The organism is Defluviitalea raffinosedens, from assembly GCF_016908775.1.
GTDB lineage: Bacteria > Bacillota > Clostridia > Lachnospirales > Defluviitaleaceae > Defluviitalea > Defluviitalea raffinosedens.
In genome coordinates this window covers 25,165-37,386 of record NZ_JAFBEP010000018.1, presented here as the reverse complement: position 1 = coordinate 37,386, position 12,222 = coordinate 25,165, and the positions used below count along the sequence as shown (strand labels likewise).

Here is a 12,222-nt window from a genome sequence, read left to right as displayed (position 1 = left end):
GAGTGTCGCTCTACACTTATTAATATTTGGGAGGTGGTAATGTGGAATTAATGTGGCTAATATGGCTCATATTAGCAATTGGATTTGCAATCATCGAGATGGCTAATACAAGTTTTTTCATGATTTGGTTTTCTGCAGGTGCCATCGGAGCACTGATTGCGTCTTTGCTAACTTCTAACTTTATCATTCAGTTTTCAGTCTTCTTGATTATTTCTACTATACTGCTTATTTTGACTCATAAAATTACAAAAAATTTTATTACATCTAAACCCTCTTATAAAACCAATATAGATGCATTAAAAAATGCCCAAGGAGTTGTTATAGAGGAGATTAATAATAGCAAAGGAACAGGACAAGTAAAAGTTCAGGGAGAAATATGGTCCGCTTTGTCAGCTAATGATGAAATTATTGCAGTAAATACTAAGATTATAGTTTTTGAGGTAAAAGGGGTAAAATTAATAGTAAGTCCAGATGTTACCCTAAACTGAGTTAAAATTCAAAATAAATTAAAATAATAGGAGGAATGAATATGGCTTACGCTATTCTTGCTTTTTTAATAATTTTATTATTTATAGTGATCCTTGCCTTTTCAAGTATCCGAATTATACGACAATCCAGTGTTGGAATTGTTGAACGCCTAGGAAAATTTCATAGGAAAGCTGAAACAGGTATTAACTTCTTAGTACCTTTCATTGATTCCATGAGAACGATCATAGATTTAAGAGAAAGAGTAATAGATTTTCCACCACAGCCTGTGATTACAAAAGACAATGTTACCATGCAAATTGATACAGTAGTTTATTACAAAGTTACCGATCCAATATTTTATACCTATGAGATCGCAAATCCAATTTCTGCAATAGAATATCTTACAGCAACGACACTTAGAAACATTATTGGAGAACTGGATTTAGATGAAACCCTTACATCAAGAGATATCATCAATTCAAAACTTCGCTCTATTCTTGATGAAGCCACAGATAAATGGGGAATTAAAGTAAACAGAGTAGAACTTAAAAATATTAATCCTCCAAAAGACATTCAAGATGCTATGGAAAAGCAAATGCGTGCGGAACGCCAAAGAAGAGAAGCTATTTTAAGAGCGGAAGGGCAAAAAAGCGCTGCCATTCTGGAAGCAGAAGGAAGCAAGGAATCCGCAATTCTTAAGGCTGAAGCTGAAAAAGAAGCAAATATCAGACGAGCTGAAGGAGAAAAGCTGTCTCAAATTCTTCGAGCGCAAGGGGAAGCTGAAGCATTTCTTGCTGTTCAAGCAGCCAAAGCAGAAGGTCTTAAAAAACTATACATGGCTATTAAAGAAAGCGAACCCAATGAAGCTGTACTTGCCATCCGTTCAATGGAAGCTCTGGAAAAAATTGCTGACGGAAAATCCAGCAAACTTGTTCTTCCTTCAGAAGCAGTTAGTCTGTTAGGCTCAATCAAAGGTATAAAAGAAATTCTTCATGATTCAGATATAAATAATGATGTAGATATAAATGAGTCTAATGCAAATCAGCAAGAGTAAGAAATATCTTTTATAACAGTGAACCTCCTAAAAAGAATTTTGAGGCAATATCAATAATCTTTTTTAGGAGGTTTTTATTAATAATAGGCTTTACTCTAAAATAATAGATTGATGGATGTTTTGATTGGGTAATATCTTTATATTCGGAATCCTTTTTAATAATTGTCCATCACTATTTAATTCAATCATATAGAATCCGGGAGGTAATTCTTCAAAAGCAAACTCCAAATTTTTATCTAAAACTTTTTGATCTATCGGATACTTTCTATAATTACCGAAATAAAGGATAATGTTTATGGGATAAGGATATGCTTCATCCCTTTCCTTATACACATATCCAGTTATTTTACCTGTAAAGTTTTCAATCTGATTGTTCACTGTTACAGATACAAATTGGGCTGGCTTTACATCTACATTTTGATTCTGATCCATATCCTGCAGATTTTCCTGGGTATTGGTTTGCTCTCGGGGTACTATTTCAATTGGAGATTTTTTTCTATCTTTAACACCTCTATACTCTTTATGAATTTTCATATCCTCCCCCCTTCCAATGTAAAAATAGTGGGAGTAATCCCCCACTATTTTCTTCTGTATTACTCTTTATCCACTTCAATACTGCTTAAAAATGCATTGATTTTATTCAATGCAATGCTGATCTCACTAAGAGCAGCTGCGATAGCTTCCGAATATGCAATAGCATCCGTATCAACTTTTTGTGATTGCTTCGCATCGGCATCAGATTTTTGTGATTGTTTTGCATCGGCTTCGGAATCGGATTCAGCATCAGCTTCTGAGTTAATTTTAGAATATTGCTTCATAAGGTTGTAGTTGATCTGCTTATTATACTGTTTATTCCCTTGGCTGGTTTCGTCAGCTTCGTATTCTTCTTCAATATCAATTTGCTTATTATTATTCTTTAGTTGATTGACATCGATATCTAATAAATCTTGTTTATTCACATCGATATCTTTTTCTACGGGTACTAACCTGTAACGGGTTTTTGCCATAGAATTCTCCCTTCTTTTTTGTTTTTTTGGGTTGTCTTTTAATTTGGTTGACAACCTATTATATCCTATTCACACATTCGACATAATGTGACTCTACCTTTTTCACTTTTTAGTACATAAAAAAATACCTCCTGATTGATCTAATCAGCAGGTATAAACTACATATCAAAAGATTTTGCATTTATACATTTAACTGTGAGGATAATCCTAATAATTCTTTGCTTTCTTCTAATATCGGATTGATGTACTCCTCAAGGAATTCATCCACTTGCTCGGGAGCTCGTCCAATAAAGTTTTTTGGATCTAAAATATCTAATATTTCTTCTTTAGTCATAAGAAAACTTTCATCCTGAATAATTCTTTCAATCAAATCATTAGGTTTTCCTTCCATCTTAACAACTTTTGCTGCCTCCATGGAATGAACACGGATCTTTTCATGAAGTTCCTGACGGTCTCCTCCTCTTTTAACCCCTTCCATTAAAATGGTTTCAGTAGCCATAAAAGGAAGTTCAGACATGATTCTTTGCTCGATGACCTTAGGATATACCACCAGTCCATCCACGACATTCAAATAAATGTCCAAAATACCGTCTACAGCTAAAAAGCTTTCTGCAACACTAATTCTTTTATTGGCACTGTCATCTAAAGTTCTTTCAAACCACTGAGTAGAAGCTGTTATTGCTGGATTAAGCGCCGTACAAATGACATATCGGGCTAAAGACGACATTCTTTCTGTGCGCATAGGATTTCTTTTATAAGCCATAGCAGAAGATCCTATTTGATTCTTTTCAAATGGCTCTTCTATTTCTTTTAAATTTTGTAAAAGTCGTATATCATTACTGAATTTGTATGCTGATTGCGCAATAGAACTTAAGATCTGAAGCATTTGTGAATCTAATTTTCTTGGATAAGTTTGACCGGTTACAGGAAACCATGCCGTATAACCCATTTTCTCTGCAACAAGCTTCTCCAGTTGCCTTACTTTTTCATGATCCCCTTCAAATAAACTTAAGAAGCTTGCCTGTGTTCCAGTTGTTCCCTTTACACCTCTTAATCTTTTTTTGGAAAGCTGGTACTCCACGTCCTGCAAATCCATCCATAAATCCTGTATCCAAAGACACGCCCTTTTCCCCACGGTCGTAAGCTGAGCAGGCTGGAAATGGGTAAAGCCAAGGGTAGGCAGATCTTTATAACGCTTTGCAAAAAGAGATAATTTATGTATGACATTTATAAGCTTTTTTCGAATGAGCTCCAAAGCTTCATGCATGATAATAATATCTGTATTGTCTCCTACAAAACAGCTGGTTGCCCCTAAATGGATAATCGGTTTTGCTTTCTTTGCTTGTTCTCCATAAGCGTAAACATGGGACATAACATCATGACGTACTTCTTTTTCTCTTTGCTTTGCCACTTCATAATTGATGTCTTCTGCATATTTTTTAAGTTCTTCTATTTGCTCATCGGTAATGGGAAGACCCAATTCTTTCTCTGCTTCTGCAAGAGCAATCCATAATTTTCTCCAGGTCTTGAATTTCTTGTCTGAGGAAAAAAGATACTGCATTTCCTTGCTGGAATATCTTTCACTAAATGGACTTTGATAAATATCGTACACTCCATTCATTCCTTTCTTCATTTTCATTGTAATCCATAAATTAACTTTGAATTACTGCTTTTTCACTAGTTTTTTAAATTTTCCATTAAATAATATCAAAAATTTAGGATAGAGTCTACACTCTATCCGTCAGATTATAATTTATTATTCACAAAGTTTTCGATTCGGTCTAATCCCTTCTTAATATTTTCGAGAGAAATAGCATAAGACAAACGAATACAATTAGAAAATCCAAAATCTGTACAAGAAACTACTGCAACACTTTCTTTTTCCAATAAAATTTCTGAGAAATCATCTGCAGTTTCAATCTTTCTTCCTTCAAATTCCTTGCCTAAAATATTGGAGATATCGATCACCACATAAAAAGCACCCTGTGGCTTTATAATTGAAAAAGAAGAGATCTTACTTAATCGTTCTACCATGTAATTTCTTCGCGCTTCAAATTCCTTACGCATTACCTCCACACAATCCTGAGGTCCTGTAAGAGCAGCTAAAGCAGCTTTTTGGGCGATGGAATTTGGATTGGAAGTCGCATGACTTTGCACGTTTGAAATAGCTTTTGCAACATCCTCAGGCGCTGCAAGATATCCTATTCTCCATCCTGTCATAGAATAACTTTTAGAAACACCATTTATAATAATTGTTCTTTTATAAATTTCCTCATTAAAAGATGCAATGCTGACATGTTTTATACCATCGTAAATAAGCTTTTCATAAATTTCATCAGATATAACATATAAATCATATTTTACAGCAAAATCTGCAATTGCTCTTAATTCTTTTTCAGTATAAACAACCCCCGTTGGATTAGAGGGGCTATTAACCACAAGAGCCTTCGTCTTATCTGTTACTGCTTTTTCTAAATCTTCTATTGTAACTTTAAAATCATTTTCTTTTTTTGCATAAACAATAACAGGAACTCCATCCGCCAATTTAACCATTTGAGGATAGCTTAGCCAGAAAGGAGCCGGGATAATCACTTCATCGCCCGGGTTTAATATTGCCGTAAATGCATTGGTCAGGGAATGTTTTGCCCCATTGCTGATCACAATTTGATTTTGCTTATAGTCTAAACCATTTTCATTCTTGAGTTTGTGGCAGATTGCTTTCTTTAACTCTACTGTACCTGAAGCAGGAGTATATTTTGTAAATCCATCTTCTATAGCTTTAATTGCCGCTTGCTTAATATGCTCGGGTGTATCAAAATCCGGTTCTCCGGCACCAAATCCTACAACATCTATTCCCTCTGCTTTCATTTGCTTTGCTTTAGCGGTAACAGCTAAAGTTGATGAAGGCGTAATATCCATTACTTTATTTGAAAGCTTCATTTATTTCACCATCCATTATCATTTTTTAATATTGTAATATATTTTTCAGATATTTGCAAGATGTCAATTCATATAATTCTTTTTATGCCATATTTTATTATATTCATCAAATTATTATAAAGTACATTGCAAGTTATTTTTTTGACTATTCACTATTCACTATTCAATCCATACTTCTTTTATAACTCTTAAAAAATTCTTGTGTAAGATTTTTTCTGCACCGCTACAACCATATTTTTTCTCCAGGCGCTCGCAAACTTTTTTAAGTTTTGACACATCTTCCAAACCTTTTGAAAAAGTCGCTATGCCATCAAAATCACAACCTAAGCCTATATAATCTATTCCTATCAATTTGACCATATAATCCATATGAGCAAAAAAATCTTCTATATCCGCCTCTCCTGAAGAATTAAGAAAGAGTGGATAAGTAGTTATTCCTACGACACCTGCTGCATCTGCTATGGCTTTTAATTGCTTGTCGCTTAAATTTCTTGGATGATTACAAATCTCCCTTACATTGGAATGACTAGCTATAAATGGCTTTGAAGAAGTCTTTTTCACATCCCAAAAGCTGCTCTCTGACAAATGAGATACATCTACAAGCATTCCTAATGCATTCATTTCTTTAACAACCTCAATGCCAAAATCAGTAAGACCTTTTTTTAATTGCTCTTCCATTGCTCCACAACCAACACAGTTTTGATAATTCCATGTTAATGTCATACATCTGACACCTAACCTGTATAAAGTTCTAAGAATCTCTATTTCTCCTTCCAGCGCTTCTCCGCCTTCAACAGTTAATACAGCACTGATTTTATTTTCTGCAATATTCCTTTCTATTTCTTTTAAAGAAACTGCAGCTGCAATATAGGGTTCATTTTTTTCGATTTCTTTATAAAAATAGTCTATTGCTTTTAAGGTGTATATAAGCGGATTTCCATAAAATTTAGGATGCATCCATATTGCAAAAAACTGTATTGGATGAGAAAAATTTTTCAGTCTTTCTATATCAACTTGATCATTATTTTTATACAAAGATTCTTTTGTATGCATTATTTTTGTAATAGTATCGCAATGCGCATCCAGAAAGAATGCATTCATAAAAATCTGCCTCCACAAAGTAAACTATAATATACCAATATGCAAAAGAATAAAATCATTTGATTCTGCAAATAATGATAGAGACTTATAATTTAAGTCCAATAAATAAAGGAGATGAGTATATTGGCACGTCCAAATTCTCAAGTAATTAAATGCAATGTAAAATCCTGTAAATTTAATGATAAAGTGAGATACTGCACATTAGAAGATATTTTAGTAGGCGAACATGTTAGCGATGCCAAATCAAAACACGAAACAGACTGTATGAGTTTTGAACCTGAAATGGAATAACAAGGCAAAAAATAATACAAGCTCTTAGCGAGCTTGTATTATTAGTTTTATCGCAGTTCTTTCTTCACCATTAATCTCAATGTCGGTAAATGCCGGCACACAGATTAAATCAATTCCCGAGGGCGCTACATATCCTCGTGCAATAATCACTGCTTTTAGTGCTTGATTAAGAGCACCTGCCCCTATTGCCTGAAGTTCTGCACCACCTTTTTCACGAATAGTGTTTGCTAAGGCGCCTGCAACAGCATTAGGGTTCGATTTTGAAGCAACTTTTAATACTTCCACTTTTATGACCCCCTTTTCTTAGGATAAAAACTAATTCCTATAATATATTCTCCATTCTTTTCCTAAATCCTTTTTTAAAATATAATTTTTTTAAAATATGTTTATTATTACATATATTGTATTATATCATATGTTGTATTCTGTGCAAAATAAAAAAGAGAAAGCGCGATTTCGCACTTTCTCTTTTCTATTTTGCATATTCTATTGCCCTAGTTTCACGAATAAGATGTACTTTTATTTGACCTGGATATTCCAGTTCGTTTTCGATTTTCTTAGCTATTTCTCTTGATAACAATACCATTTGCGCATCATCAGTTTCTTCAGGTATAACCATGATACGAAGTTCTCTACCCGCCTGAATCGCAAACGATTTTTCTACTCCTTTAAACGAATCTGCAATCTCTTCTAATTTTTGCAAACGTTTAATATAAGTTTCCAAGGTTTCTCTTCTTGCTCCTGGTCGTGCAGCTGAAATGGTATCCGCCGCCTGAACAATAACGGCAATAATACTTTCTGGTTCCACATCTCCATGATGCGCTTCAATTGCATTCAGAACAATACTGGATTCACGATATTTTCTACACAATTCAACACCGATACTGATATGAGATCCTTCCATTTCGTGATCTACTGCTTTTCCAATATCATGAAGCAGTCCGGCACGTTTGGCTAATCGAACATCAACACCTAATTCAGCAGCAATCAAGCCACAAAGATTTGCAACTTCAATAGAATGTTTCAAAACATTTTGACCATAACTTGTTCTAAATCGTAATTTACCCAGTAAACGAATAAGCTCTGGATGGAGACCGTGTACATTGGTTTCAAATGTAGCAGCTTCTCCTTCTTCACGAATTAATGTTTCTACTTCTTTCTTGGCCTTTTCAACCATCTCTTCGATTCTTGCTGGATGAATTCTTCCATCAACAATCAATTTCTCCAAGGCAATTCTGGCAACTTCTCTTCTAATAGGATCAAATCCTGATAAAATAACAGCTTCCGGTGTATCATCAATAATCAAATCGATTCCCGTCAGCGTTTCCAATGTTCTAATGTTGCGCCCTTCTCGACCAATGATTCTTCCTTTCATTTCATCATTAGGAAGTGGCACTACAGATACTGTAGTATCAGCAACATGATCGGCAGCACACTTTTGAATGGCATTGGCAATAATATCTCTTGCCTTCTTTTCTGCTTCCTGTTTCGCCTTGGTTTCAATTTCTTTAATGAGCATAGCTGATTCATGTTTAACTTCATTTTCAATAGTTTTTAACAGGTATTCTTTAGCTTCCTCGGAGGTGAGTCCGGAAATTCTTTCTAATTCCTGTATTTCTTTTTGTTGAAGAGCAATAATTTCTTCCCGTAATTCTTCGATCTGTTCTGCTTTTTTATTAAGAGCATCTTCCTTTTTCTCTAAAGCTTCAGTTTTTCTATCCAAGCTTTCTTCTTTCTGCTGTAATCTTCTTTCTAAGCGCTGCAGTTCACCACGACGCTCTCTGATTTCCTGGTCAAGTTCATTCTTTGCTTTTAATGTTTCTTCTTTGGCTTCTAACATAATTTCACGTTTCTTAGCTTCAGAAGTGCTAATAGCATCGTCTATGATTTTCCTAGCTCTTTCTTCAGCAGAACCGATTTGTGCTTCAGCAATACGTTTTCTATAAGAAACCCCCATAGCAAAGGTAATTGCTCCAACAACAATTGCAGTAATTAAAACAACTATTGCAATCAAAAATGGTTCGATGGGTAACACCTCCTTTATTCAGTTTTCATGGTTCAAGTTATTATAGGATAACATAATGATTGTATAACTTTTTAAAAATTATGTCAAGTACTACAATAAATAAGGAAATAACTATTATCTTTAGTGAAAATACACATTAAATGCTTTTTGAATAATATCATAAGAAAAACCTTTTCTTAATAAAAACTGATAAATTCTTTGCTTTTCTTTTAGGCCCAATTCAGTTTTATCAGGCACTTTCTTTTCTAAAAGTTTAAGAGCATGGTCAATTTCATTGATATCGGTGTTATTTAAAACATGGTCAATAATTTCTTGTTTTATTCCTTTTTGCTTTAAATCGTATATTAATTTTTTTCTTCCTTCAAATTTCAGTCGAATACGTTCTCGCACATAGCTTTTTGCAAATTTTTCATCATTAACATAATCATATCTTTTAAGAAACTCAATTACCCGATCAATTGTTACCGGGTCAAATTCCTTGCTGATCAGTTTGTCTCTTAATTCTTTTTCACTTCTGGCTCTGTAACTTAAAAATTTAAGCGCAACATCTTTAGCCTTGGAATAGTCTTTTTCTTTGATCATTTTCTCCAATTCGATTTCACTGATTTCTTTGCCTACTGTCAGTTTAAAAACAAATACCTCTTCCGTCGTAACTCCAAAGGCAAACTCTCCATCTATAAAAACAGACCATCTGTCCTGGTTGTTTTTTTGCTTTTCAATCTTGGTTATTTTCATACGCTCACTCCCAAAATACAAAAACCTCCTTGAAATTCAAAGAGGTTTGCAAATATTACTCATCTTTTAATTTTATCTGTTCTTCCTGCTCTGTTTCCTGATCTGCTGTTTCCTGGTCAACTGGCTCTCCTGCATCTCGTGGAGGCAAATCATAATATTTTCTAACCAAATTTTCAATTTCATTGCATACATGAGGATTTTCTTTTAAAAACTCTTTGGCATTCTCCCTGCCTTGCCCTAATCGAAGATCTCCATAAGAATACCATGCTCCACTTTTATTAACAATATCGATTTCTGTAGCCAGGTCCAATATATCCCCTTCTTTTGAAATGCCTTCTCCATACATAATATCGAATTCTGCTTGCTTGAATGGAGGAGCAACTTTATTCTTGACTACTTTAATTCGAGTACGGCTTCCTACAGAATCATTACTTTGCTTTAACGTTTCTACTTTTCTAACGTCTAACCGAATAGAGGCATAAAATTTAAGAGCACGGCCTCCAGTTGTTGTTTCAGGACTTCCAAAAACAACACCAACTTTTTCACGGAGCTGATTAATAAATACCACAATACATTTAGATTTATTGACAATTCCGGTTAATTTTCTAAGGGCCTGAGACATTAAACGTGCTTGCAGCCCCATATGGCTGTCTCCCATTTCCCCTTCTATTTCTGCTTTGGGAACTAATGCTGCTACAGAGTCAATGATGACTATATCAATGGCTCCGGATCGAACCATCGTTTCAGCAATTTCTAAAGCCTGTTCTCCATGATCAGGCTGTGAAATATATAAATCATTAATATTAACACCTAGTTTTGCTGCATATCCAGGATCTAAAGCATGCTCTGCATCAATAAATGCAGCTATTCCTCCTAATTTTTGTGCCTCAGCAATCATATGGAGGGCAACAGTTGTTTTCCCTGAAGACTCCGGTCCAAAGATCTCAATAATCCTTCCTCTTGGAATACCGCCTACACCGAGAGCAATGTCTAAACTCAAAGAACCAGTAGGAATTGTTGAAATATTATGTTCAGTTGCTTCTCCCAATTTCATAATAGAACCTTTACCAAACTGTTTCTGAATTTGACTGATAGCTGCCTCTAATGCTTTTTCTTTCTCTGAAGCCATACTGCTCCCGATTGATGCCTTTTTCATCTTTCGGGACACCACCTTTCTTCTTTTTATAATAAAGTAATAACCATTTTTATACAAATTAAACAATCGAACTGATGTTCTTATTATAGTATACTTTCACCTATTAGTCAACAAAAATTCAAAAAGTACGGGCATTTTTCTTATATGTATTTTTCACTTAAAATTCTTCTGACCCAATCTAAAACAGAAATCACTGTACGTTCTCTTATATTCTGTCTGTCTCCAGTGAAGCTAAATTTTTTAGAAAACACTTCTCCGTCAATACACACTCCTGAATATACAAGTCCTACCGGCTTTTCAGCGCTTCCTCCACCAGGTCCTGCGATTCCTGTTGTGGATATACCTATATCCGTTCCAGCGCTTTGACAGATTCCTTTTGCCATTTCTTCTGCAGTTTCTTTGCTTACTGCACCATATTTACTTAAAGTTTCCTCTTTAACACTCAGTTGGCGGATTTTAGATGCATTGCTGTATGTTACTGCTCCTTCCATAAATACTGATGAAATTCCCGGATAATTGACCAGTCTTGCTGCAAGAAGTCCTCCTGTACATGATTCAGCTACAGCAATAGTTTTATTGTGACGAATAAGCATTTCTGCGACTACCGACTCTAAAGTCGTATCTTCTCCTTCACCATAAATATGATTACCTAAAATATTTCTTATTTTTTCTTCAACAGGAAAGATCTTTTTGCTTGCTTCGTCTCTGGTTTTTGCCTTGCTGGTAATACGCAGGGTTACCTCCCCCGTTTTGGCATAAGGCGCTATAGTAGGATTAGTTTGAGCATCTATGATGTCTTTTAGCATATCCACCACCTGACTTTCACCAAGCCCACAGATTCTCAAAACTTTTGAAACAAGAACACCATCCTGAAATTGAGTCAGGTAAGGGATCACACTATTTTCAAACATCGGTTTCATTTCCCTTGGAGGACCGGGCAGTAATATGATTTTCTTTTTACCTACCTCAATGGCACAACCTGGAGCAGTTCCATATTCATTGTGAAAAATAACAGAGCCTTCTGGAAAATATGCTTGCTTTCTATTGTTTTCGGTCATTTTCCTGCCAAGTTTGCTAAAATAGGATTCTATCCATTCTAAAGATTTTTGATCCAAAACCAAAGGTTTCCCTGCAATGGCTGTGGCCGTTTCTTTTGTTAAATCATCGTTCGTCGGTCCCAAACCTCCTGTTGTGATAACAATATCTGCTCTTTCCAGTGCTAATTCAAAAGATTTGTATAAACGACTTTCATTGTCACCGACAACAGACTGATAATATACGTTTACTCCTATATCCGCTAATCTTCTGGCGATATATTGTGCATTGGTATTTACAATATCCCCTAGGAGCAGTTCTGTGCCTACTGCTAAAATCTCTGCATTCATAAACTTCCTCCTCTTACCTTAATTGCTTCTTATATTTTATACCAGTTTTACAAACTCTA

At 35.0% G+C, this 12,222-nt stretch carries 13 protein-coding genes; 3 read left to right on the top strand and 10 right to left on the bottom strand.

Annotated features, from left to right (window positions below; genetic code table 11):
- Positions 1–50 precede the first annotated feature (50 nt).
- Positions 51–488 carry an NfeD family protein gene (locus JOD07_RS11845; protein WP_243144633.1) on the top strand — a complete coding sequence of 146 codons (438 nt, stop codon included), beginning with the start codon at positions 51–53 and terminating at the stop codon, positions 486–488.
- A gap of 41 nt (positions 489–529) precedes the next feature.
- Positions 530–1,522 carry an SPFH domain-containing protein gene (locus JOD07_RS11840; RefSeq protein WP_158741556.1) on the top strand — a complete coding sequence of 331 codons (993 nt, stop codon included), beginning with the start codon at positions 530–532 and terminating at the stop codon, positions 1,520–1,522.
- Positions 1,523–1,612: 90 nt separating this feature from the next.
- On the opposite strand, the gene JOD07_RS11835 is transcribed toward JOD07_RS11840, so the two are convergent.
- The 5 genes from JOD07_RS11835 to JOD07_RS11815 all read right to left on the bottom strand — a co-directional run bounded on the left by JOD07_RS11835 (position 1,613) and on the right by JOD07_RS11815 (position 6,570).
- The gene (locus JOD07_RS11835; RefSeq protein WP_158741555.1) at positions 1,613–2,056 is read right to left on the bottom strand and encodes a hypothetical protein; all 444 of its coding nucleotides are present in this window, start codon (positions 2,054–2,056) and stop codon (positions 1,613–1,615) included.
- A 59-nt stretch (positions 2,057–2,115) separates the two neighbouring features.
- Positions 2,116–2,529, bottom strand: a complete 414-nt coding sequence (locus JOD07_RS11830) for a hypothetical protein (RefSeq protein WP_158741554.1) — start codon at positions 2,527–2,529, stop codon at positions 2,116–2,118.
- A gap of 181 nt (positions 2,530–2,710) precedes the next feature.
- Positions 2,711–4,168: an adenylosuccinate lyase gene (gene purB / locus JOD07_RS11825; RefSeq protein WP_330576607.1), complete on the bottom strand. Its 1,458-nt coding sequence runs from the start codon at positions 4,166–4,168 to the stop codon at positions 2,711–2,713.
- A gap of 107 nt (positions 4,169–4,275) precedes the next feature.
- Positions 4,276–5,469, bottom strand: coding sequence for a pyridoxal phosphate-dependent aminotransferase (locus tag JOD07_RS11820; RefSeq protein WP_158741553.1), 1,194 nt, complete (start codon positions 5,467–5,469; stop codon positions 4,276–4,278).
- Positions 5,470–5,628: 159 nt separating this feature from the next.
- Positions 5,629–6,570: a dipeptidase gene (locus tag JOD07_RS11815; protein ID WP_158741552.1), complete on the bottom strand. Its 942-nt coding sequence runs from the start codon at positions 6,568–6,570 to the stop codon at positions 5,629–5,631.
- A 123-nt stretch (positions 6,571–6,693) separates the two neighbouring features.
- On the opposite strand from JOD07_RS11815, the gene JOD07_RS11810 reads away from it, so the two are divergent.
- Positions 6,694–6,861 carry a DUF1540 domain-containing protein gene (locus tag JOD07_RS11810; protein WP_204614097.1) on the top strand — a complete coding sequence of 56 codons (168 nt, stop codon included), beginning with the start codon at positions 6,694–6,696 and terminating at the stop codon, positions 6,859–6,861.
- A 24-nt stretch (positions 6,862–6,885) separates the two neighbouring features.
- Here the strand turns inward: JOD07_RS11810 and JOD07_RS11805 are convergent, their stop codons facing one another.
- From JOD07_RS11805 to JOD07_RS11785, 5 genes are all read right to left on the bottom strand, one after another.
- Positions 6,886–7,146, bottom strand: coding sequence for a stage V sporulation protein S (locus JOD07_RS11805; protein WP_158741550.1), 261 nt, complete (start codon positions 7,144–7,146; stop codon positions 6,886–6,888).
- 187 nt (positions 7,147–7,333) lie between these two features.
- Complete coding sequence (gene rny / locus JOD07_RS11800) at positions 7,334–8,818, bottom strand: ribonuclease Y (protein ID WP_207756958.1); 1,485 nt, start codon at positions 8,816–8,818, stop codon at positions 7,334–7,336.
- 189 nt (positions 8,819–9,007) lie between these two features.
- Positions 9,008–9,622: a RecX family transcriptional regulator gene (locus tag JOD07_RS11795; RefSeq protein WP_158741549.1), complete on the bottom strand. Its 615-nt coding sequence runs from the start codon at positions 9,620–9,622 to the stop codon at positions 9,008–9,010.
- Positions 9,623–9,677: 55 nt separating this feature from the next.
- Positions 9,678–10,778, bottom strand: coding sequence for a recombinase RecA (gene recA / locus JOD07_RS11790; protein ID WP_274596596.1), 1,101 nt, complete (start codon positions 10,776–10,778; stop codon positions 9,678–9,680).
- A gap of 140 nt (positions 10,779–10,918) precedes the next feature.
- Positions 10,919–12,163, bottom strand: coding sequence for a competence/damage-inducible protein A (locus JOD07_RS11785; RefSeq protein WP_158741548.1), 1,245 nt, complete (start codon positions 12,161–12,163; stop codon positions 10,919–10,921).
- Positions 12,164–12,222 lie beyond the last annotated feature (59 nt).